The organism is Salipaludibacillus agaradhaerens, from assembly GCF_002019735.1.
GTDB lineage: Bacteria > Bacillota > Bacilli > Bacillales > Salisediminibacteriaceae > Salipaludibacillus > Salipaludibacillus agaradhaerens.
Genome location: NZ_KV917378.1, coordinates 1484349 through 1509468, shown reverse-complemented (window position 1 = coordinate 1509468; position 25120 = coordinate 1484349). Strand labels below are relative to the sequence as shown.

The following is a 25120-nucleotide window of genomic DNA, read 5'->3' as shown; positions in this document are numbered from 1 at the left end:
TCACGTGGATAGATATGTAGAAGAGGCAAGCTATCAAATAGTAAAAGAAAGTATCACAGAGTTTAATAACGTATTTAATAAAGATGACTTTTTTATTCCTTTTTTCTCATACTTTGTTTCAACCTTTGAAAAACGCGTCACTGAAGCAATAAACAGGCTTCCAGATGATAAGGTTCAAAAAGAATCTCTGCTTGCATCATTACTAGTCAATTATAAACGAAAAATAGTTAATGTCATGTCTAAAATGGTTATTTACGAATTTCATAATACATTTGAGAAGTATGATCCGTCCGATGATACGAAATATTATAAAGCGTTTAACAATTTGTTGGGTGACCCTAATAATATTGAGGCCATCTTAGAGAAATACCCTGTATTAGTTGAAATGATCACTTCTATTGAAGATAATTTTCTCCATAATCATATAAAAATCATTCAACGCTATCAAAATGACCATACATATATAGAAAAAAAACTGAGGATAACATTAGGTGATCTATTAAAGGCATCCATTGATATGGGTGATACACATCGAGATGGAAATTCAGTAGCTATCCTCGAATGTGAAGAAAATACACTCGTATATAAACCAAGATCCCTAACCGTCGACTGCTTATACGAAGACATTATTATTTTTTTTAATGAAACGTGTCAAACCAATTTAAAAACAATGAGAACATGTGATAGAGGTGATTACGGTTGGCAGGAATATATAGAACCATTACCTTTGAAAGAAAAACAAGAGGCAGAGGTTTTCTATAAAGAATTAGGCATGCATCTAGGATTTATTTATATGTTTCAAGGCTCTGATTTTCATTATGAAAATATAATGGCACATGGATCAAAACCGGTATTAATAGATCTTGAAACGTTATTTCAACCGAACTTGTATTTTAACGGCGTTGATGAGATAGAAAAACCAAAACAATTTCTAGATAACCTGAATCGGACAGTTTATAAATCACTTTTTTTAAATCATACGACATATCCGGAAGAGACGAAAATAATGCACTTATATGCGCTTTCGAATGTAGAGAATCAGTCGTATGACGAGGAACAAGTGATGTATAAGGGAACGGATCATCTGGCCCTTCAAAAGGTGCCTACATTGATGACAAGGGGAGACAACTTACCAGTCTATCAAAATGAGATTATTGAGATTTTTGGATATGAAAAGGAATTTATTAAAGGATTTGAACATGTATATGCCTTTTTTAGGGAAAACTATCTTTCTATTAGCAAAATCATTAATCAGTTCCCAGACTTTCCTGTCCGGATCGTCACGAGACCCACTTATATATATACGAGTTTCTTAAAGTCATTACTTCACCCAAAGTATTTAGGGGAGTTTTCAGAAAGAGAACGAGTATTGTCTTTTTTTAATGACTCCTATGAAGATTTTCAATCATTTCGTACCATCGTGCCATATGAAAAGTGTGATCTTTATAAAGGAGATGTCCCATATTTTTATGCAAATTTTAATGAAACGAAGTTGTACAATAGTCAAGATGAGGTCGTTAACTGTCAAATCGTTAAAAATAGTCCGAAACAAGAAGTAGAAAGTCGAATGGCAAACTTGTCTACTGAAGACCTTGATTTTCAAGTGAAATTAATTAATATGTCATTGTCAGCTAGTTTGGCTAATTGTGATACACATGAGGTTTCTAATACGGAGGAAGTGTATAGGGTGGGATTGGAAATAAAAGGTATAGATGATTTACTACAAAAAGAGACGACAACTATTTTTAACGAACGCTTAGAATATGGAGATGGCGTTCAGTGGATGTCGTTATCTATAAGTCCATCCGGACAGATGGTGGCTGGGCCTCTAAGTTTCGGATTATATGATGGACTCGCTGGTATTGTATTATACTTAGCTACGTATACTCATTATCATGCACCAGGAGCAATAATTTCGGATGAAAAACTACAACATATACATCATTCAGTAGTCAACATACTAGAAAATAGCACGGTGAAAGATAGCTTTTCAGCTTATTATGGCTTAGGATCGTATATCTATTATATCGAAAAGCTTAGAGAATTAAATATATTAACGACGGAAAATGTCACCAAACAGTATGAAAAGTTTTGTTTCCAGCTAACTAAGAACCTTGATAATATCCATGCAACTGATTTTATCGGTGGATTAGCAGGTATCCTCAAACTACTTAGCCTGCTTTACAAAAATCATAAGTTACCTTTGCTAAAGAAGACTGCGTCTCTCGTTTATCGTTCGCTTCTTTCCAAAGTTAAGGGAGAGAATAATCAGTTATATTGGGAAGCAGATTCTTTTAAAGATACTGTATTAACAGGTTTTTCTCATGGCTTAACAGGTATATGTTATGCTCTGTCAGAATTCTCGCTGATCGCATCAACTGAAACAAAAAAAGACATAGCAAATGTTATTACAAAAGCTTTACGTTATGAAGATAAATTCTTCGATCATGATAAACGTGATTGGAAAGATAACCGACAAAATAACATGACTTTTTCTTCCCCTTTTTGGTGTCATGGTGCTACAGGGATTTTACTAGGAAGGTTGAAAATTAAGCAAAATATGGGGACGATGTGCTCGGTAAATTATATTAATGACGCGTTATCCACCACTTTAAAATACGGTGACGATCATACACAAGGAAATTCCTTATGTCATGGCACGTTAGGCAACCTTGATAGTTTACTTGCGATAAAAGACGATCCCTTCTTAGCAGAGAGGAAAGAAGAAATTGAACAAACGATTAACAAATGGTTAACTCATTATCGTGAGGATATGATTACAAATGGTTGGAACAATGGTGTGAAAAATGATTTTTCAAGTGTTGGTTTTATGCTTGGTAGAACGGGTCAATTATACACACTATTAAGAGCACAAAATAATCACATTCCTTCTGTTTTGTTACTAGATTGACTTCCTCCTCCCTCATTGTTTCCAGTTTATGAGACAGCGTTTAAAATGAAACGTTACTATCCTCACCTTTACAGTTTAAATTCAGAGGGTGTCACAGCCTAATCGTGATGGGAGGAATGCGAGGATGAACACGGAGAGCCTAATAAAAGAAGTACAAGAAAAAAGTGTGGATATCGGCCAAGAGGAGTCGCAATACCGTTTTGACTTTTTGAAAGATCAACTAAAAGATAAAAGGTTTGTGTTTATAGGAGAGAGCAGCCATTGTGTCAAACAATACAGCATGGCGAAAATACAACTCATTAAATTCCTGCATGCGCAATTAGGTTTCAATGTTCTAGCGTTTGAGAGTGAATTAGGAGATTGTTCAATCGGTGATTATTTACGCAAGGAGCTAACGCCACTAAAGTTTATGGAAGGGTCTATAGGGAGAGTTTGGCACAATGACTATAATCTTGAATTATTTAATTACATGAAAGACACGGAGGAGGGAACGTCTTTACATTTATCAGGTCTGGATGTTCAGCAAAGCGCAGGCAAGCATTTTATTCCGTTTGTTGAATCGTATCTCCCCTCGTCTGTGAAGCAGTTATTGATAGAATTTGAACGTTTAACCAACTATATTTTAGAGTATGGAGGATTCTTTAAAAAAAGAAAGTTAAAGCAGTCTGTCAGCGAGCTCGATAGCCTTGGCACACATTTGCTAAAAGAAGTACAGGGACAAAAACATCAGGATAAAACATTGCAACACATAATCGTTCGTTCTATAGAGAATAGGTTAGCGTACTGCAAAGCTAATGTTCAACAAAGCTTCTTCAGACAATTTGAATTGAGAGATCAAATGATGGCTGATAACTTACAGTTCCTGGCTGAGAAAATCTATCCCCATGAGAAATTCATTATTTGGGCCCATAATATGCACATTCGAAAAAATAGCAAAGATAGTCTGCTTTCCCCTTATAAGTCCATCCTTGAAAATCTCAAAGACTCAATAAAAAATGAAAGCTTTGTAATGGCTCTCTATGCACATAATGGCGAGATGAGTGATCAGATGGGAAATGCTTATTCCATAAAAAAATCGACACGCAAGCATATGGAATGGTTACTCAACCATGCACCTTATCAGAATAGCTTCATATCAAGTCAACTTGAATGGGGAGAGCATAAATGGAGAGTATATGAGGGTGGGGGCCTACGTCAATCACTAGTCCCAGCTCGTCAGTACGATGGACTACTATTTTTCAAAAATGTCTCACCTGCTTTTCCTAAACACGAAAAAGTGCCGTAATGTGCAGCACTCTCACATCTTTTTAGCTCAAACGCGCCAGAATAAACGGCACAGCCTCACGTCTTATCATTTCTATTGATGTTACACATTAGTCTAGTAGACACTCGAAGAAACAACGACCGATGTGAAGGAGCGAGATACGTTAAGAGCATGGCCGAAATAACTCTATTGCAAAAAACGCTGGCAGGTATGTCATATCGTTTAAGCTGAGGAACATATTAGACTTTGAAAAATGAGAACAAGATTTACTTATCCAAAGGACAAGACGTTAGCGGGATATGGATAACGTCTTGTCTATAAGAGTTAAAACGAGTCAACATTACGATATGATAGGGACACATAATTCACAATAACCGTTGTTAATCATCTCAAATGAATACCTTTCTACAACTGGTTTGTTATCAATTTGGTACTGAGTGTTTTCTAGAAAAGTACCTATATGAGTCCAGGCTCTTTGAACATCTTCCGGTGTGTGTTTGACTTTGCATATAACATATTTCCCCTCAGCAAGTTCATTTTCTTCGATCGAGTCATCAATTTGATAGTTTTTTGAAATCACAATACATGCATCATACCTACAGCTCTCAGGAGGTGTGGTCTCAGGGTTATCTTGAGGAATGCCAAGTATTATAGCTGATTTTAGAAGATTTTTCTTCACAGCCCACTTTTTTAATCTTTCCATTGCTTGCATGTTAGCAGAGCCATATGGACCAACTTGCCTTACATATGCAATGCGGTACTTTGGAAATATTTCAATGTTAATAGTCATTATTCCTTCTCCTTTGTTTAGTAATAGGTGACGTACATCGAATGTAACATGGTATAAAAATATAGTCATATCATTTTTTAAAATTTAAGAATGAATGGTTAACACGAACAAGTGACTAAAGACAAAAAGTTTCTATCATTTGGGCTTTTTTTAAAGGGGTTTGTTGAAAGACGGTGACTCTAAGAAGATGAACGGAGTTTGAAGATGCATTGATGTGAGAGGTTTTATCACAGTAACCGTCCACCTGTAGCGGAAGATCAATGTATGAGTAGGTATATGTATTATGAAATTAGGTCGAGTGGATGTCTCACATGATAACGGTCAGACAAAAATTAGTTTCGAAATAGAAAAACGACTGAATGAATAGATCAGTCGCTTTAGTCGTCCCCATAACATTATTTAATGATAATGACTAGGCGTCAAGTACTTATGACTTCTCGCTTGGGAAAACCGTATAAGACATAGAATAGATAAAATCGATGATAAAAATGACTCCCCACAGCATGCCAATTGCATACATCGTTTCGTTAGCATATGGAGAATTGGCAGCTGTTCCGGCTTCTACCCAGGAAAAATCTGTGAGGTAGCTGACCATTTCAGTCAGATCGCTAGTACCTATGAACCACAAAAAACTTTGCCCTAAGAGAAAGACGAGTAAGTGTACTGACGCACTAATTCGATATTTTTTAGCTAAATATTTCGGATTTTTATTACGCTCAAGAATAGCGTAATCTTTTTCTGTAAGTAATTCCACGTTTCGAAGTTTTCCAATTTTACGGCGCATCCACCGGTCGAGTCGAAGAAAGTCAAAGATACCAAAGGTACATGCATAGATCACAAAAATGGTAATGACTATTTGAAAGGTGGAAAATTCTCCAGTATGTGTGTAGATGAAAAGGCCGAGTAAAGCTTCTAGGATAAGAAACACAAGAAAAATAACTATGAATATAAAGCTAACGTGCTTTCTTCCTAAAAAATAGCGGAAAAATCCAAAAAGAAGTAACGAAATAAGAGAGAGAATTTCTACCAAAATAAAGATCTCCCATTGATAATCTAAAAAGAATGTCATCGGACAGCTCCCTTCGTGAGGCTAATAATTGTTTTGAGCATCTGTTTTATGTTTGTCATGATAATCTGCTGCTTCCTCAATAAATTGAAGAACTTCAGGATCAAGCGGGTAAAAGCCTGCCTTGGCCGAGGCTTCTGGTGATTTTCTTATCTCCCAAATTTTATCGGAGAATGCTTGATTCGTTCCAAAAGTGGTTTTTTCTTTTTCAAGCATCCGCCTAATAATACCTTGGACTTCATCTGCTGCAATGCCTTTATTCATATGTTTTTGTAATTGAGCTAATAAGGACAGCCACTCCACTGTATCTGGATCACCTTGATTCATATTTGGTAAAAGGTCTAATAAGGCTCTTTCTTCTTTGTTAAATTTTTCCGTTAAAAACTGTTCTTTCTGAGATAGGTTGTTTTCATATAATCGAATAAGTTTTTGTAAATGAAGGAGGTCATTTTCCCCCTTTAATATAAATTCATTCATGAGGCCACGAAGTAATTTCTCTACTTGTTCGATTTTTTGTTTCTCCTGTAAACAGTAGTTCAATTGCTTTTGTAATTGATTGTACCAATCATCATTTTCGTCACCTAAAAGACGTTTAATGTCCTGTAAACTAAACCGCAATGTTTTTAAAAATTGAATGCTCTGTAATTTTCTAATTTCATATTCACCATATAGTCGATGCCCGCCGTCCGTTTTCCCTGAAGGCTTTAACAAATCAATATGGTCATAATGACGTAGTGTTCTCACTGTAACACCTGTCTGTTTAGACACCTCTTTAATAGAAATCATAGAAAATGGTTTGTCCTCCTAATGTTAATTAGTTCTCAAATGCTTTAAAGGGGTAGCCAGCAGCGTACTAGGTGGGGAACTTAATCAGATGAGCAGCACGTCACCTGATTTCTCGATGTTTCAGCTCACTGAAATGAATTGTCCACCTTATTTTATTATACAAAATGACGTTACGTCACTTTCAATAGTTAATTTCGTTTAAATTAACGTGGCGGAGCATGTGAAATAGATAACCGTCCGTAAACCTCCCACTGTTGAAAGGCATTTTATCCTACTTTTAAGGTAAAACCCCACCGATTGAAGCTTAGCTTTATTTCTTCACTTTTTAACAGTATTAAAAATACCGAATGTCCGATTTTTACAAGTCATAATGGATTTATTTCTATAAAATGAATGGTAATTTCATATGAAGGGAGAGAGTATAACAATGTGTGAGCTAGATAATGTCCGTTTGTTAGTGACTAAATTTGCAGATTGTTACCGATTCTATAAAGATATTCTCGGGTTTAAGGTAACATGGGGTGACAGCAGAAGTGGTTATGTAAGTTTTGAAGCTGGTAAGAATAAAGAATTCGCTATTTTTGATCGTCATGCGATGGCTGAGGCGGTAGGGACAACCGTTTTACCAACAGCTGTTCAGGCACAAGATCGTTTTGCATTAATTTTTAAAGTGGAAGAAGAGTTAGAACAAATGGTTATTCGCCTACAGTCACAAAACGTAGACATCGCTAGCGGGGTTCAAGATAGACCTGATTGGGGTATTAAAGCAGTTCATCTTAGAGATCCAGATGGCAATTTGATTGAATTGTTTTCCGAATTATCAAAGGATAAATGGCACCGTGATCTACTTGAAGAAGATAAGAAATTTAACTAATTATCACAGATGATCGTCCGTAAATCCCGCCTCCAATAGAGAAGAAAGCAAACTCTATTTAGGCGGGAGATAACGGTTGCTCATGTCATGATGTACTCAACGGCCAATCAGTGGGAGAAGAACGAAAGCTCTCACTGATTGCAGAGGATTGTAACGAGATAATTCAATGCTCCTTTGTTAAAGGATAGCTCACATCTGATAGACATATATCTAGTTTTTCTCGAATGCTTTGTGGATTTAGATGCTGACCTATGAACAAAAATTCAGTTAAATATTCAGAGGTTGAAGGTTTCACATAGGGGGGATCTTCTGACATAATTTCAACTGAAGCACCTACTTGGGAAATAGTGTGACTCTCATGTGTAAAAGGAGTATAACACACCCCTTTTGTTCGCAGAATACCGTCAGGCAGATGTGAAAAAAAAGCTTTAAGCTGACTTAAGGAAGCAGGAGAGTTGCTTTGGTAAATAAATGTCTCTATTCCGTAATCTCCCACTAGTGCTAAAGGACTTTTCGGTTTGAATGCTTGCAGTTGATGGCGGTAAAGGTAGTCGGCCTTGTGTTCCTCAGGCCAGATTGTATCACCTATGGAAGACGTATGCTTGTTAAAATTAGCATGCGTCATAATATTTGCCAAAGGGTTGAGCTTTTTTAGAAACCAGATTAGTTCATTTAAGCGTTCTTCATTCAGCCGGTGTTCATTGGATATATATAGACTATCAGCCAATTCTAATTGAAGAACAAGCAATTCTCCAATTGTATGATCGACCGTTTCTGCATGAAATATCGACTTAGTTTGAACCGTATCCTTTGATGAATATTGAAACCAAAAGTTTACAGCATCTATTACATGGATGTGGTGTGTGATTTGAAAGAAAGGTCCCCCTTTTTGAGTGTCGTAGAGAAGTAAATCTAAATTAGAATCATACGCTTTAGTCACGATGATTTCGTCCACATCTTTCTGACTTTGAATATGATATAGCAACGCCATTAGCTCGTCATAAGAGGTTGCTTCCATATCATGAAAGACTTCTGTCACCGGTGTTTTCTGAAAGTACGGACCTTCAGCATCACACCTATAGGTGCTATTTGGGTCACGGAAATGGATCACTTTTTTTGTATTAACCCTGTATCGATTGAGCTGCTTAATAAGTGAGGTTTTTCCCTGCTCAGTCATCCCAGTTACGAGTGTTATCGGTAATGTAAAAGTGTCAGTCATTGTATCTCTCCTTAAAGAGAATAAAGGTTGTTCAGGCACCAGTTAGGCGAAAAGTGATGGGGAGTTACCAACTTGATTTTTTCACACCTGGGAGTTGCCCTTTATGTGCTAGTTCTCTAAACGCAATTCTTGAAAGTTTAAACTTACGTAATACAGCGCGAGGTCTTCCGGTCATTTCACACCTTCTCGTCAGGCGAGTAGGGGAGGAGTCTCTAGGTAATTTTCTTAACGCTTCGTAGTCGCCTTTTTCCTTTAACTCTCTTCGTAAATCTGCGTATTGTGCCACAAGGGCTTGTCGTTTTCTTTCCTTTGCTACCATCGATTTTTTAGCCACATATATCATCCTTTCATTAATTAAATCGAAACAATTACGATTTATGGCATTATCATACCGTAAAAATTCAATGAAGTAAAGAGCAGGCAAATTACAGTTTTACGTGCTATGACTTGATTAGGTGCTAAAAAGTGGCAATTACTATAACCGTCCGTAAAACTTCCGGTTGAAAATAGAGAGGAGAGTGACATCTATTTAGGGGGGCTAACGTCCGGTAATGTCCTGATTGACTCAACTAACAATCAGGGAAAACGTTCACTGATTAAAGGCTCGTGTTATAAAACTAAGAAGGATGAAAACGATGAACAATTGATGGTATATAGTGTTTATTTTTTAATATGAGCTGAAGTGTCATTTTCACTGGAGAAATTGTGACATTTGTTATGTTAGGCTTTATTTTACTAAGTTTGAATAATATTAATAGGATGCTTAAACAGATAGCAAAAGAGAAGAGTAAAGGAGAAAGTGAAGTTAGAGAGAGTTGAAAGATGTGTGGGAGGCAACAGCTACACGACATGTAACATCTTCTTGGGAATGTTTCTTTTAGCATAGCTAAATGTCCTTCAAAATAACATACTTTAGCTATTCGGTTTCATATTTACGTGGTTGTTAGTGAAGTAAAATCATGGTTTGAAGTGAGGTATGCTTAGATAAAGAAACAAGTGGCAAAAAGATCTTCGCAATCATATGGCTGAACGAAAAGCCACTTGTTCCCTGAAAGTTTAAGCTATTGAGGTTCTCCTAATCTATTTTTCCTGCAGCTAAATCTTTGTTAAATTCTTTTTTAAACTCTGTGCCTTGCTCACTTTTAGGTTTCCAAAAGCGTCCGATCTCTTCTAACGTTTTATTTTTTGTTTCAGGTACTATGGTCATTACAAAGGTAAAGCAAATGACGTTAATAACAGCGAACATCCAAAATGTAAAAGCGCCACCCATGTTATTGATTAAAATCGGTGTGAACTGACCGATTGCCCAGTTAGCTCCCCATAGGAACATAGTTGCGATACCGACAGCTTTCGCACGAAGGTGATTGGGGAAGATTTCTGGAATCATAATCCATGGAATGGGCCCCATGGAGACACAGAATGCTGCTGTAAAACCAGCTATAAAAATGACTAGTAGGGGACCACTATTGATAGGCTCAAAGTAGAATACACTTCCAATGAGTACCATGAAAATTGCCATAAGGCTTGAACCAATGGCCATTAATTTCTTTCTTCCTAATCTATCAATTAGCAGGAGCGCCACTATGGTAAATGCTACTTGCACACTACCAATAATACTTGTGGCAAGGAATTCTGTGTTATTTTCAAATCCAACGCTCCGGAAAATATCTGGCCCATAGTATGTGACGGCATTCATCCCAATTACTTGATTAAACAATGCTAAGAAAATACCAACCCCCATTGCCATACGCAGACCAGGCTTTAGTAATTGTTTAATAGATGAGCTCTTTTCCGTTTCAATTGAGATTTTAATTTCCTTAGCTTCTTGTCTGGCTACTGCTTCTCCGTTTATTCGCTTTAAGGTTTGAAATGCTTCCTTTTCTCTACCTTTTTGCATTAAAAACCTTGGGCTTTCAGGAATGAAGAATAGTAGAACAAAAAATATTAAACCTGGAAAAACACCGTAACCTAGCATCCAGCGCCACCCTGTATCTAACCCCCAAGCATAACTACCGCTGTTAGCAACCCCATAGTTAATGTAGAACGTCGCACAAATACCGAAGATAGTGAATAATTGATAAAGAGAGCCGAGTCTGCCACGAATTTTTGGCGGTGCACACTCACTGATATATGTTACAGATAAAGCGGAAGCAAATCCAATTCCGAATCCCCCAATAATTCTTGCGAAGATTAACATCGTCACACCAGTTGCAAAAGCAGAGCCTAATGCAGAAATGATAAAAAGGATTGCAGATAGAAACATAATATTTTTTCTACCATATTTGTCACTTAAGAAGCCAGACAGCGCTACCCCAAGCACACCACCGATCATAACACAAGAAATAACCCACCCTTGCATCGCCGGCGATAAGCTATAATTTTCAGCAAGAAAACCGATAGCGCCTGAAATAACTGCTGTATCAAAACCATACATTAGTCCAGCGACCCCTGCTGAAACTGCAATTAAAATAACATACCAAGATGAATGTTTCTCTAACATGGTTAGTCCTCCTCATAAAGCATTTTTTTGTTCTTCAATTAATTTCACAATATAAATATTCTCGGTAAAACACGAATGATGCCAGTGATCTCTTGTAGATGGACGTGAATCTCCTTCATTCAACTATCAATCAGTAGGAGAAGTGAAACGTCCACTCATTGAAGGTTTTATAAATATACATCTTGCAAAAGTGAATCTTCAGAAAGCGTTTTATCCTCAGGGAATCATCTTAAGCAGTGATCACCTTAATTAAACAAACATTTTAAGAGAAGCAATCAAAATTATTCGTTGTGTGAACCGTCCTAATTAAATTGCTTCATTCTCTTTTTATGTCTATTTCTTAATCTCGAACTTTTAATGATTACGCTTTCAACAAACTTAATTTAACACACGGTTTTTTATCGGAAAGCGCTTTCTTCTTCAATTTGTTGTTATCATCTAGATTATTTTGTTAAAGCCAACTTTCTTTGCGAAAATATTGTATTTTCAGAAGTAATATGAATTAACTACCTCAAGACGCTCATTGGTATGTTATTTGCATCTATAAAAGTTTGCAATAAACAAGTATGTGGACTATATGCAAAAACGGGCATCAAGCTATCCTCATAGCTCAATGCCCGTTTTTATATAAACTCGCAAAAATAACACTACTGTTGATACTTACTTCTATAGCCAGTGGGACTTAGACCAGTCTCTTTTTTGAAGACTCTACTGAAATAATTAGGGTCTTTATAGCCAATGTTCAGTGCGATTTCCTTTAATGACATTGAGCCATCTAGTAAGAAACCTTTAGCTCTTTGTAGTCTGACAGAAGTGAGATACTCAATAAATGTTACATGAAACTTATCTTTAAATAATCTGCTTAAATAATATGAACTAATGCCAATGTGATTGGCCACCTCTTCAAGCGTGATGACCTGGTCGTAATGTTGATCAATATAGTCTTTTGCTTGTAGGAGTAGGAAGTGAATACCATGGGCACGCCATTCTCGTAGACGTGTGATCAGATCAATTAATTGTACTTTTGCAGCTTCCTTTATTTGCATCGATGTTTCTAATTGTCCTACACTAATTTGAATGTCCTCTTCAAAACCAAGCTCTTGTAGAGAGCGAGTGAGAACAATATAGAAATTCTCCATTGCTTTATGTATTGTTCTTACTTGATAATCTGAGGCTTGTTGAATCACGTTGAAATAGGTTTCAAACAGATGCAATCCTTTTTGAGAATCACCTGTTTTGATAGCTTCCACTAAATCTTTTTCAATTTCAAATGGAAGTAGCTCGGCGCGTTTCTGTTTTAATTTGTCATTGTACACCATATAAGAGGCAGTTGGATGATTGTGTACAAGTTCCAACGCATAAATGGCTTCCTTATAAGAGTCCCCAATTTGAGTAATGTCAGAAACAACCGTTCCAACACCTGCAAATACGTGACACCCTATCAGCTTGCTTTGTACTGAAGGAATAATTCTCCTTACAAACTGCTGTCTCTTCTCATCATTTACCATGTCATTTGCCGTATCAAAAAAGAATACTGGAACTTGAAAACCGGTTAATGGCCCTACTAAACAACGATCACATTGCCGCTGAATCGTTTCCTTCAGAAGGCGGTACCATTGGGACTTTTCACTCCGAGACGAGTGCACTCTATTAAATTGGAAGGAGAAAACTGCGATATATCCTCGTTTATTTTCTATATCAATCCAATCATTCCATACTTCCACATCAAATTCATGCACATGATCCATCAGCAGTGACATAATAAATTCCATCTCAATAAAGGAGCCTGCTCTTTCTAAGCGATGATTCATTTCTTGCTTTTCGGCCAAGTTCTGTTTTTCTGTTTCGATTTCTGCCACCATGCGATCAAATGACTCTAAAACTTCCGATATTTTACTTGGCTTTAACAAGTATTCTTTAATGCCATAGGTCATAGCGCGTCTTGCGTAATCAAACGTATCAAAAGCAGAGACCATAATAAACTTTGCAGTTGGAAGTTCTGGCTGGATTTGCTTAATGGCTTCTAACCCATCAACTTCCGGCATTTTAATATCCATAAAAATGAGGTCAGGTTTATGTATAATAGCCATTTCCACAGCTTCTATTCCATTCTCAGCTTCAGCAACAACAGTAAAGTTAGAGCGATTTTTACGTAGTATAAGCTGTAGACCTTCTCTTTCAATGGGTTCATCATCGACGAGCATAATTCTTAGCACCGTATGCTCCTCCTTCTACTTTAGTAATTGAATTCGAATCCTCGTTCCTTTGCCAGGCTCAGAATCAATCGATACCTTACTATGTTTATTAAATAAACGAAGACGATCTATCACATTGACCAATCCAATCCCTGTTGAATGACCGGATCGTTTTTTGGATGGTGGTGTTGCTTCTTTGTCCTTTGCCCCTAGTAAATGTTCGATTGTTTGCTGGTCCATTCCAACACCATTATCTGAAACCTCGAGATAAATACTTTCTCCTTTCTCGTAAATATCAAGAGTGATTTTTGCGCCTTTCGCAATATTTTCGATCCCATGCACGAAAGCATTTTCCACAATCGGTTGCAAGGTTAAACAAGGGATTGGTTTTGATAGACAGGCAGGGTCAATGTGTTGAACAAATTTTACACGTTCCCCAAACCGAGTATTCTGAATGAAAAAATATTCGTTAACAATGTTTACTTCATCTTTTAATGTCGTATCACGATCTAAGTTGCCAATATTATAGCGTAATAGTGCAGAAACAGATGTAATTAAGTCACTTGTTCTTTCGGCCCCTTCAATATATGCGGTCTTCGAAATGGTATTAAGCGTATTAAACAAGAAATGAGGATTAATCTGATTTTGTAAGCTTCTTAATTCCATTTCTTTTAACAGGTGTGCGAGTCTGGATTTTTCTTCTATCTGATTCATTGATTCGATGATATTCTGTTTCATATCATTAAATGTTTCGGTTAAGAAATATAGTTCGTCTCGTCTTGGGACAACGAGGTCTTGAACAAAGTAATTCCCTTTAGATATTTCTTTTGCTGTCCATGTTAATTGGTTAATCGTTTTAGTAATACCATTTGAAAACCAAATTGCAAATAAAATACTAAGAAAAATAACAGCAATGATAATGGCATTGCTCATTTTTTTTGTATTTTCTACTTTCCGGTCCATTAGCCAGGATAAATCTTGGTAAGTGGTCAACTCCATATTAATGATATCTCTGGTTTTTTCATGAATGTAACCTGCAGTTGTTTCTGATTCTACTAAATAAAGTGAATAGTGAGGAATGTCCTGGTTTTGTATACCATCAACTGTTTGCTGTGTCTGTTCAAGAAAGGTTGTCATTAGGTTTAGAAAGTTTTTCATAGGAATGTCTACTGTTTCCTTTGCCGCAAATTCTTGCTGAAGTTGTTCGAGGTAGTTCCTTTCCTCCTCATACGAGGATTGGTTATCTGGTAAAGGTTCATGTGCGTATATTTGTAAAGCTTGGAATGTCTGATTAGTGCTTTTTGTAATTTCATTTAATAAGAAAAAATGTTCGATATTCTCATTGTTAAAATTTGTTACCTGTTGATTGCTTTGTTCATGAAAATAAAATAATGTCATCATTAATAAGAGAATAGTAGCAAAGTAGATGAGTAATTTTGTTCGAATTTTAATCATCTGCTCCACCCTTATTATTAGAAGCTGTTAAGTCTGACTTTCGTAGAATGGAAACCTCTGTATAATAAATGTCTTCTACTGTTTTCCCTTTTATAATATCAAGCATTATTCCAATGCTATCATAGCCCATTTGAAAAGGCTGCTGACCAATGACAACATTTAGTTCTTCATTTTTGAGTAACTCGATATTTTCATCTAAAGTATCAAAGCCAATCACATACAAGTCCTCTAACCTGTCTAATGATTTTGCCGCTGCTACAATCCCAATCCCATCATAAGAGCTCGTGCCATAAAAAGCCGTAATATTTTTATGATCGTTTAATAGTTGATAAGCTTTATCCTCTGATTCCACTCTTAGAATATTAGATTCTTCAATGGCAACGATCTTAATCCGATCTTCTTTTTTAATTACATCTTTGAACCCTTCCACACGCAATTGATGATGTTTATTTTGAAAGCTGCCTGTCACAACGCCTACATTTACCTCACCAGTTGTATCCTCTAGTAATGCTTTTCCAGCAAGTTGACCGGCTAAATAGTTATCGGTTCCAATATACGTTTCACGCATGCTATCGGGAGCATCTGTATCAATGGTTACAACTGGAATTCCTTTATTTTCCGCTTCATTAATCAACACTTTAAAGTTTTCGTTCAGAGCCTGAACAATAATCCCATCCACGTTAGATTGGATGGCCATATCTAATAACTTCAGCTGTTCCTCAGGATTGGAACGCTTGGGTCCTTCATATTCTACAAATGTGTCATAGATAACTTCTGCTTCTTTAGCACCTTCACCAACTAAACGCCAATAATCGTGATCTTTTTCTTCACCAATCAAAGCAATATGATACTGAGGTAGAGAGGGTAGCGCTTTCATTTTTGCTATTTTCTCGTCGTATTCTTGAACGTGATTATAGAAATATAATGAAAACCCAAGTGCTGTTATAAACGAAAAAATAAGAACAATATAAAGGCTTTTTGTACGATTCATATACATTCCTCCAGAAGATGGATTGTAACCGTTTTATATAGTCATCATATCATACAAAAATAAGGATTTATTTGAGTCATTTCACAATGATGTTTTTATAGCAATAACAAGACTAATAGGCAATAATTTTTGTCACAGATAAGCGTTCACAAAGCTCCCTGTTCTGCTTAAACTAGAGAAGAGAGGTAATCTATTTAGACGGGGCTAACGAACGCTAAAGCTCTGATTGACTCAACTAACAATCAGTGACACAAGAATAAAAATGCTCTTTGATTGAAGGGGCGTTTTATATAGCCGCATGTGACTGTTCTTTCCTTATAGACGTTTATGAAAGAAATAAGCAAGCGCAAGACCGATGATCAGCTCTCGGGTATGGTAAAATACTTGTAGAGGTGGGGACATTGGAGCAATTGATTTATACACTTTTAGCTTACATAAATAATTCACTTGAGAAGGATATCAATTATTCTATTGCAATAAGTTTACTAAAAAACATCAATAAAATTAAAGATTTTTCATTAGAAACCGCTGCTGAAGCTTGTAATGTTGCCCCGTCTACAATTAATCGTTTCTGCAAACGAATTGGTTTTAAAAATTTTTCCAATTTGCGACATAGTGTGGTAGTTTCTTCAAAGTATGAAGAGCCCGATATCGTGCTAAGTTCAGACATATTTAAACAGCAGTTAGCTGAGAATATTACACTAATAGAAAATATCTCAAAACAAAAGGTGAATCGGGTTATTAACCAAATTCATAGAGCAAAACGAATTGTTATTTTAGGTTTTGAAAAGCATCAAGTGCAAGCGATGGAATTGCAAAAAAAACTTTTCCAATTGGGGAAGTTTTGTGAGTGTAGTACGAATCTTTTTAAACAAATTGATGCTTTGTCTGATTTAACAGAGGAAGATCTACTCATCACAATCTCCATTGGTGGAAATATTTTATCAGATGGTTTTTATGTCGGTGACAAGATCACATCTGCAAAAGGGCAGAAGTTACTTCTAACATTTATGGAAGAAACCCATCATTTAGTAGAATTTGATGAGATCATGCAATGTGGCAAACATACTAATAGCTCTGTCAGCGGTTATACATTATTACGATTGTTTGATGTGTTAGTTGAACGGTATCAACGCCTATATCCCTACTAGTGCGTAACTGGTCTAAATGAGACCAGTTATTTTTGTTTATCGGTAGTATGATAATTCTGAGATCTTCAAAAGATATCAAACATAGATAACAAAATAGGAGGATACAACTATGACTGAAAATCGTTTTCCAGAAGGTTTTTTATGGGGAGGGGCGACTGCTGCTAATCAATTAGAAGGTGCCTACAATGAAGGTGGGAAAGGTCTATCTATTTTTGATATGGTAAAATTTATTCCTAAAGAGGAACGGACAAATGACATTGAGATGGATGTTCGAAGTGAAAAAGAATTGGATCGCCTTTTGGCTGAAGCAGAAGGTGGTAACTTTCCGAAGCGGCGAGGAATTGATTTTTACCACCGTTATAAAGAAGATATTGCGCTATTTGCGGAAATGGGATTTAAAACATTCCGACTGTCGATTGCATGGCCACGTATTTTTCCGAATGGGGATGAAACAGAACCTAATGAAGAAGGGCTTGCATTCTATGATAACGTATTTGATGAGCTCAAGAAGTATGGTATTGAACCTTTAGTCACATTATCACATTATGAAATACCACTACACCTGGTAAAAAAATACAATGGCTGGGAAGACCGCCGTCTAGTCGATTTCTTCGTTCATTATGCTCAAACGGTCTTTCACCGTTACAAAGACAAGGTAAAATATTGGTTAACATTTAATGAGATAAATGTGTCAACCATTTCTCCGTACATTGGAAGCGGAATTCTTGTTGATCGTGTAGAGAATAAAGAGCAGGCTGTTTATCAGGCCTTGCACCATCAGTTTGTGGCAAGTGCGCGAGCTGTTAAAGCATGCCATAATATTATTCCTGACGCTATGATCGGATGTATGCTAGCACGTATGGAAACGTATGCAGAAACATGTAACCCTGATGATGCTCTCGCAGCTTTAGAAGAAGATCAGAAGAATCTATTCTTCACCGATGTGCAAGTCCGTGGTTACTATCCGAGCTTTATGAACCGTTACTTTGAAGAGAATAATATTAAAATTGAGATGGCGCCTGGCGATGAAGAAATTTTATTACAGCATACAGTCGACTTTTTGTCGTTCAGCTATTATATGACAATGGTAGCAAGCGGTGCACCTGAGAAAAAGAAGGAAAAAGGAAATTTCTTCAGTGGTATTAAAAACCCTTATTTAGAAGCATCTGATTGGGGATGGCAAATTGATCCTAAAGGGATGCGCTTAACGCTTAATAAATTGTATGACCGCTACCAAGTCCCATTGTTTATCGTTGAAAATGGATTAGGCGCTTACGATAAAGTAGAGGAAAATGGGTCAATTAATGATGACTATCGCATCGACTACTTACGGGCTCACATTGAGCAAATGGCTGAAGCGATTAAAGATGGCGTGGACATTATGGGGTACACGAGTTGGGGGTGTATTGACCTTATTAGTGCAAGCACCTCTGAAATGTCTAAGCGTTATGGTTTTATCTATGTGGATCAAGATGATTATGGAAATGGTACATTAGAAAGACGAAAGAAAAAATCCTTTGATTGGTATAAACAGGTTATCGAATCAAATGGTGAAATTCTATAAATACAAGCCTAAACTTGATTGGGTTCGAATTAAAAAGTGTCGCATCCTTAAAACTAGGATGGGCACTTTTTAATTGGTGAAGGTTAATTAGTGGACGATCTTTTTATCGCATTTCATCATTCTTAAATGTTATAGGCTTTTTAGATCATCTTTAATACAGTAAAGCGGTTCTTATTTTGGAGGATGAATCACTTTCATAATGACGTTTCATCACTAGCATTGCATAAATAATATCATAATTTTCAGTTTAATGATTCTAGCTGTTTAGAGCCAAAGAAGAGAATGTCCGATTAAAGGTGGATTTAGATGGGTTACACCTGACTTTAAGGAACCAATAATCGAGTCATTAGCGGAGGTGAAATAAACGGATATTTTCCGGTTAGCGGTAGGAGAGAGCTCATTTCTGGGAATATAGGGGGAAATTTTCCGACTATGCAAAGCAAAACGAGCCATTTCCAAGTTTTCCGAGTCAATAGGCGGAATCTCTCCGCCTATTTAAGCTATTTTCATTGCTAATGACTATTTAAGAGCATTTATTCCGTCTATTTCTCAGATCGGGTTCTTAACCTGTCTGATCACCCCCAGCCGATAAGAGCGAATCCTCACGATACCAGACGGAAATCAGACTCTGTCTGAGAAAGTACTTTTTTCACCGAGCTTCTAATACTTCTGGATTTCTATAGCAAATAGGACTTCTCCTTTTTGAATTGTTAGCCTCAGCACTTCTTTTTCTACTAAGGATAAGAGTCGTCTGGTCCAGTTCATGTCGAGCTATCGGCCAAACACTTGCTGAACTTCTCTTTAACTTGGTCATATGAAAAGCGGCTCACGGTCAAATCGGCTACAAATTAGCCGTTATTAAAGGGCAGCATTGCCGGCGCTTATGTGGCTTCGAAAGATTGAAGAAAAAGCCACTCCTTAATGGGTATTATCATCGCACTAGTATAATTGTAAAATAATCACCCAATCAATAAAGCTACCTTTGATGGGTATTTATCTTTTTGGCTTTAAATACTAAGACGTTTGGTTCTGGAATTTCCAAAAACATTTATGTAACACTAATGACGTTTTATGAACAATAATTACTCAATATACGGACGGTAACAAGTGACTAGAACATAAGACGGCAACTTCCAGAGAATGAAACGAAGTCTGAAGAGCCACTATTGCGAAGCACTATCGAGCAAAAGTTAACTGAAGACAAGTCCTCCTGAAAGTGTCCGTCTGAAATGAAACCCACATTCATTAATCGATATGGAATTCTTTCAGTTGTGAACTATTTACTTTATTTTGAAAGAATTTTACTTATTAAAAAAGGAAAGATGATTGATTGTGGCGAATAAGTGCTAATGATTAAAGCTAGGAGGGTATATCATGAACACGGACATATTGAAAAAGTTAGAAAAGGTTCAAAGTGAACACAATTTTTCAGGGACAGTGCTCGTCAAAAATGATAACGAAGTGTTAACGGAGGTGAGCTATGGCTATGCAAATCGGTCTGAACGTGTGTCTAATAATGCAGCGACTCGTTACGGCATCGCCTCTGGATGTAAGCTTTTTACAGCTATAGCGATTTGTCAGCTTGTTGAAAAGAAAAAACTTGCATTTGATTTAACGTTAAGAGAATGTCTTAGTGCTGACTTACCAAATTTTAATCAAGATATTACAATACATCATCTCTTAACCCACACATCAGGCATCCCTGACTATTTTGATGAAGAAGTTATGGATGATTTTGAAGAGTTGTGGATTAAAACACCGATGTACCACCTGAGAGAGTTAAAAGCTTTTTTACCACTCTTTCAACATCAACCGATGAAATTAACGTTAGGTGAAAGGTTCTCTTACAACAATGCAGGGTATATACTGCTCGGGTTAATAGTTGAGCAGGCAAGTGGGCAATCTTTTACAGATTACATTCAAGAACATATTTTCAAAAAAGTTGGGATGAATAAGTCAGGATATTTTGAATTTGACGCTCTTCCATCGAACACAGCACAAGGATATATTGATTACCCTGATGGTACGTGGAAAACAAATATTTATTCGCTACCTGTAAAAGGAGGGGCAGATGGTGATGCGTATGTAACTGTAACAGATATGGCTAAATTATGGAATGCCCTTATGAAGGGTCAGCTATTAAGTGAAACTTGTACTCAGAAGTTATTAACCCCTTATACCTCAACAGGAGAAGCAAATGGCTATTATGGTTATGGAGTGTGGATCGAAAAAATAAATGATGACATTTTTAAATATCATGTTATGGGATACGACCCAGGTGTCAGCTTCCATTCTGCTTTTTACCCACATACGTCTACCTCTGCTGTTGTTTGTTCAAATAAGTCGGACGGCGCATACGATATGATGAAAGGGATTGAAGAGGTTTGGAAAAATTCTAATTAAAACAATTGGTGCATAATCATAACCATTCTATCTATAATCAAAACACTAGGCTTCTCTCATAAGTGTGTGTGAAAGAGCCTAGTGTATGGATGCGTAAAAACTTTTGTTATGTCAATTGCTGTTCAGCAAATTCGCGGTATAGCTCATGAGATTGGATGAGTTCTTGATGAGTGCCCATACCTGTGATCTCGCCTTTTTCAATAAAAATGATCTTATCTGCGTTTACAATGGTAGATAAGCGGTGCGCAATAATAAAAGTCGTTCGTCCCTTCATGAGTCGTAATAACGCTTGTTGGACAATGCCCTCAGATTGACTGTCTAAGCTTGCCGTTGCTTCATCCATCATCAATATTTTCGGATCTCTTAGAAAAGCCCGTGCAATTGCAATACGTTGTCGTTGACCACCAGAAAGCATGACGCCTCGCTCTCCCACATCGGTGTCAAGTCCTTTAGGAAATTCACTAATAAACTGGTCTGCATAGGCCATCTTCGCTACTTCCCAAAGCCGGTCATCGCCAAATTCTTCGTGTTCATCCATACCGTAGCATAAATTTTCCCGTATCGTTCCGACCATCATAGGGCTGTCTTGTGACACATATCCAAGCTGCTTTCTCCATGAAGCCATAGAGAGCGCCTTAATGGACGTATCCCCAATTATAATGTCGCCTGATGTTGGTTCATAGAAGCGTTCGAGCAAACCGAACATCGTTGTTTTTCCACCGCCACTTGGGCCAGCAAATGCGACCATTGTTCCTGGTTGTACATGAAAGGATAGATCTTTTAGAACAGGTTCCTTTTCATTGTAGGCAAACGAGACATTCTCCACATAGACGGGTTTGTTTGTAATATCTATCTCTACACCATCTTGTCCTACTTCAAGGTCCACATTCAAAATGTCAATAATCCGCTCCGTTGCCCCTCTTGCTTTTTGAAGCTGAGTGAAAAACATAGTAAAAGACGTAAGGGGGAAGATAATTTGAAATAAGTACAGTAAAAATGCAACAAGTGAACCAGTTGTCATCGTACCATCCGCGACTCGAATTCCCCCATACCCAATAATGATGACGATAATAACCATGACGACGAGATACATGAGTGGCGCAATCAGGGCAAAAATACGTCCTTCTCTTAATCCATAAGAAAAAAGCTGATTAATCCCGGTAAATCCTTTGTTTTCCTCCATCTTTTCGGCGTTCGAAGCCTTCATCAAGCGAATTTCACTTAATGTTTGCTGTACATTTCCAGTAAAAGTAGCTGTTTTGTCCTGTAGCCCTCGGGAGATTTTAGCCATTTTACTTCCGAGAGGGACCATAAACATAATAGTAATGGGTACAGCAATCAACATGAGTAATGTCATTTTCCAGTCCATAATAAACAGGATTGTTACTGCACCGATAATGGTAATAATCCCACTAATAAACTGAGGGAAATGCTGAGATATTAAATCTTTAACAATACCAGTATCATTGACGACACGACTGACAGTTTCACCGCTCGTATGTTTATCAAAATAACTAACTGGTAAGCGGATGAGTTTAGACAACATTCTTTCTCGTAATCGAGCCACAATTTTTTGGCCGACATAAACAAGTGCGTACATAGAAATTCCATCAAGAACTGCTTGTAAAATAAAGACAGCTAAAATAATGACGATAAGCATTGTATTTAATGATGCCATAGAAAACCCATCTACCATCTCTCTTGTCAGTAGAGGAATGGTCAGTCCGACTAAAGTTGTGATGAGGCTTCCAACAAGTCCAATGGCAAGAGCAAGTTTTGGTATATTCGTAGATAAAATAAGTGAAAGAAAAGACTTTAAATTAGAGCGATTTTGGTTTTCCATAAGATATCTCCTTTAGACAATAGTGCATTTATTAAGTATGGATTTAAATAAGGCGACATTTACTTTTAGGTGAGAGTTTATGTTAAAAGGGCAGTATACAGTCGAAGCAATGAAGTAGTCGCATTTCATGAAGGGGGAGAAGCTCTTATCATCAAAATATAGAACACTGGCTATTATCCTGAAGTACTTGGAAGCGAAGGTGACAAGGCAACCAAACTTTTAGCAATGATAAAAAGATCTACCCTTCAATAGTTTAACTTAACGGAAATGTAAATGCTATTGAAAAGAAAAAGTCATTACATAGTGTGTAAGCGTTATCTTTATGACGCTTGAGTGTCAAAGTGACAGGAGAGATTTACATATTTATCAAATAGGAGTATGGTTTTTGTGAAGACTTATACAAAGTATGGAAGAGGAGAGAGTGTCGTGGAAGGGATTATTGAACAAGTTGGTATTTTACAAGAACAAATTAGTAGTTTGCAAATGTTAAATCATTTTTTACTGACGTTATTTATGTTAGTACCTATGATACTTATTTCGAGAACAGTAGTAGCAGGTACACGTTACTCACCTATTTTGCTTATCGTTATATTTGGTTTAGCGATGGGGTTTATTTTAGAATCAAGTGGTGTTGCGACACCAGGCTTAGGAGAGTTTCCTGTTATTGAGTTTTTATCGAAAACAACGAATATCGCATTAATTGTGACATTTTTTGTTGGAGGACAAGAAATACGGAAAATATTTGGAAATAAAGAATTGTCTAATGCGGAATTACTTATTCCTTCTGAAGAGGAAGTGGTTTTAGGGACAACACGGACTCAACTCGTGTTTATTATCCGTTCTTTTTTCTTATTGTTAGGTATTGAAGCAGTGTCTCGCCTCATTTTAGGGTTGAATTCTTCACCGCTTGGAGACTATTATGCGATTCTCGCTTATCTCGGTTTAGTTGGGGCCATCGTTTTAATAGATAATAAGGCAATATATACTGATAAGCGGATGTACATTAAAAAAGGCGCACTAGAAATCGCGATCATTATAGGTATTTCATTAATAACATATTATTTATCATTAGCTATACAAGACCTAGTCGCCTTACCACAAATTTTCTTTGCGATGTTAATTGCCACAGCTATTGGTGCCCTTTTTTATAGTTACAGTTTTGGACCTACCATTAAAGCGCTGCTTTTTGCAGGAATTCCTGTCGTCTTAGCCGGGAATTTTATGGTTGGTGGCTCGCGAATTATGGAAGCATTCGCGATGGAGAATGCTAACGCTGTTCTTGGGTATGGTTTCTTCGGTCAAATTTTCTGGATGTTTGGTGGTATTGCATTACTTATGTATGTTGCAGGGACTGCGAATGTGAGGAATCTGGCTCCAGGAATGGCAGGCGCGCTCTCTCATACAGGATTGACTGGGGCATGTACGGCAGGGGATCTTGGCAAGAAAGCAGCAAATCGAGCACCCATGCTCGTAAATATCCCTTTTGCTATGCACATATTTGTGTTTTCTATATTAGCGATGAGCTCAGATCGTGGTGCACTTCTCATGGTACCGTCTGTTATTTTAATGATTGTAGGAGCTATATTACTAGTGATTGGACTTAAAAATTTAAAACGCTGTAATGGAATGAATGACCGTGAGGAGGTAAAAGGACTATTACAATTTGGTTTCGGTTGGCAGTTAATTGCTATATTCGGTGGGTTAATAGCATTAAGCTTTAGCTCTATGTCCTTAGAATTTAGCGCGATGGCAAAAGCATCAGCTATTTCTCACTTCGGTTTGTTTGCGGCTATTCAAGAAGGCATGTTTGGTTCAGAAGCAGCAGGTTTAGTTACATTTACCTTCTCCATGACATTCTTGATTCATCCATTTGTCTTTTACATGTTTGGTAAAGCGATGGAGAATGACGGTAACATGCCAAAACTGCCTGTGTATATTTTAACGCTTTTAGGATTAGCAGGTATGCTTTTGTCTATATTATTCTTATAAATGTCTCATTAAATTAATATATGTTGCAGAAAGTGACAGTACTTTTGTGAATGTCGGTGTTCTTCGTAAGTATAAACTTATGTGAGAACACCGTTTTTCGTGTGAAATACGCGTACAGT

General features: G+C 37.0%; 17 protein-coding genes. 7 read left to right on the top strand and 10 right to left on the bottom strand.

What is annotated here, in order from left to right; genetic code table 11:
• Nucleotides 1-4 precede the first annotated feature (4 nt).
• Together BK581_RS07305 and BK581_RS07300 are read left to right on the top strand one after the other, a co-directional pair.
• Nucleotides 5-2911, top strand: coding sequence for a type 2 lanthipeptide synthetase LanM family protein (locus BK581_RS07305; protein ID WP_078577548.1), 2907 nt, complete (start codon nt 5-7; stop codon nt 2909-2911).
• A gap of 166 nt (nt 2912-3077) precedes the next feature.
• Nucleotides 3078-4196 carry an erythromycin esterase family protein gene (locus tag BK581_RS07300; protein ID WP_245828926.1) on the top strand — a complete coding sequence of 373 codons (1119 nt, stop codon included), beginning with the start codon at nt 3078-3080 and terminating at the stop codon, nt 4194-4196.
• Nucleotides 4197-4515: 319 nt separating this feature from the next.
• Here the strand turns inward: BK581_RS07300 and BK581_RS07295 are convergent, their stop codons facing one another.
• The 3 genes from BK581_RS07295 to BK581_RS07285 all read right to left on the bottom strand — a co-directional run bounded on the left by BK581_RS07295 (nt 4516) and on the right by BK581_RS07285 (nt 6817).
• Complete coding sequence (locus BK581_RS07295) at nt 4516-4965, bottom strand: AraC family transcriptional regulator (protein WP_078577546.1); 450 nt, start codon at nt 4963-4965, stop codon at nt 4516-4518.
• A gap of 427 nt (nt 4966-5392) precedes the next feature.
• Complete coding sequence (locus tag BK581_RS07290) at nt 5393-6034, bottom strand: hypothetical protein (protein ID WP_078577545.1); 642 nt, start codon at nt 6032-6034, stop codon at nt 5393-5395.
• A gap of 21 nt (nt 6035-6055) precedes the next feature.
• On the bottom strand, nt 6056-6817 hold the full coding sequence (locus BK581_RS07285; protein ID WP_078577544.1) for a MerR family transcriptional regulator: 762 nt from the start codon (nt 6815-6817) through the stop codon (nt 6056-6058).
• A 427-nt stretch (nt 6818-7244) separates the two neighbouring features.
• Here BK581_RS07285 and BK581_RS07280 point away from each other — a divergent pair, with 427 nt between their 5' ends.
• A complete protein-coding gene (locus BK581_RS07280) occupies nt 7245-7691 on the top strand; it encodes a VOC family protein (RefSeq protein WP_169837597.1) in 447 nt (148 codons plus the stop codon).
• A gap of 163 nt (nt 7692-7854) precedes the next feature.
• Here the strand turns inward: BK581_RS07280 and BK581_RS07275 are convergent, their stop codons facing one another.
• The 6 genes from BK581_RS07275 to BK581_RS07250 form a co-directional block, all read right to left on the bottom strand.
• On the bottom strand, nt 7855-8910 hold the full coding sequence (locus tag BK581_RS07275; RefSeq protein ID WP_078577542.1) for a GTP-binding protein: 1056 nt from the start codon (nt 8908-8910) through the stop codon (nt 7855-7857).
• A gap of 64 nt (nt 8911-8974) precedes the next feature.
• Complete coding sequence (gene rpsN / locus BK581_RS07270; protein ID WP_078577541.1) at nt 8975-9244, bottom strand: 30S ribosomal protein S14; 270 nt, start codon at nt 9242-9244, stop codon at nt 8975-8977.
• A gap of 741 nt (nt 9245-9985) precedes the next feature.
• The gene (locus BK581_RS07265) at nt 9986-11410 is read right to left on the bottom strand and encodes a sugar porter family MFS transporter (RefSeq protein ID WP_078577540.1); all 1425 of its coding nucleotides are present in this window, start codon (nt 11408-11410) and stop codon (nt 9986-9988) included.
• Between the two features lie 647 nt (nt 11411-12057).
• Complete coding sequence (locus BK581_RS07260; RefSeq protein WP_078577539.1) at nt 12058-13626, bottom strand: response regulator; 1569 nt, start codon at nt 13624-13626, stop codon at nt 12058-12060.
• Between the two features lie 15 nt (nt 13627-13641).
• Entirely contained in the window at nt 13642-15060 is a 1419-nt protein-coding gene (locus tag BK581_RS07255; RefSeq protein ID WP_078577538.1) for a sensor histidine kinase, read from the bottom strand.
• Nucleotides 15053-16051, bottom strand: coding sequence for a sugar-binding protein (locus BK581_RS07250; RefSeq protein WP_078577537.1), 999 nt, complete (start codon nt 16049-16051; stop codon nt 15053-15055). Before BK581_RS07250 ends, BK581_RS07255 begins: the two co-directional genes overlap by 8 nt.
• 401 nt (nt 16052-16452) lie before the next feature.
• On the opposite strand from BK581_RS07250, the gene BK581_RS07245 reads away from it, so the two are divergent.
• From BK581_RS07245 to BK581_RS07235, 3 genes are all read left to right on the top strand, one after another.
• A complete protein-coding gene (locus BK581_RS07245) occupies nt 16453-17202 on the top strand; it encodes a MurR/RpiR family transcriptional regulator (protein WP_169837595.1) in 750 nt (249 codons plus the stop codon).
• A gap of 109 nt (nt 17203-17311) precedes the next feature.
• Nucleotides 17312-18766: a glycoside hydrolase family 1 protein gene (locus BK581_RS07240; RefSeq protein ID WP_078577535.1), complete on the top strand. Its 1455-nt coding sequence runs from the start codon at nt 17312-17314 to the stop codon at nt 18764-18766.
• A 1374-nt stretch (nt 18767-20140) separates the two neighbouring features.
• A complete protein-coding gene (locus BK581_RS07235) occupies nt 20141-21169 on the top strand; it encodes a serine hydrolase domain-containing protein (RefSeq protein ID WP_078577534.1) in 1029 nt (342 codons plus the stop codon).
• A 106-nt stretch (nt 21170-21275) separates the two neighbouring features.
• On the opposite strand, the gene BK581_RS07230 is transcribed toward BK581_RS07235, so the two are convergent.
• A complete protein-coding gene (locus BK581_RS07230) occupies nt 21276-23012 on the bottom strand; it encodes an ABC transporter ATP-binding protein (RefSeq protein ID WP_078577533.1) in 1737 nt (578 codons plus the stop codon).
• A gap of 483 nt (nt 23013-23495) precedes the next feature.
• On the opposite strand from BK581_RS07230, the gene BK581_RS07225 reads away from it, so the two are divergent.
• Nucleotides 23496-25001: a hypothetical protein gene (locus BK581_RS07225; protein ID WP_095995596.1), complete on the top strand. Its 1506-nt coding sequence runs from the start codon at nt 23496-23498 to the stop codon at nt 24999-25001.
• Nucleotides 25002-25120: the final 119 nt, after the last annotated feature.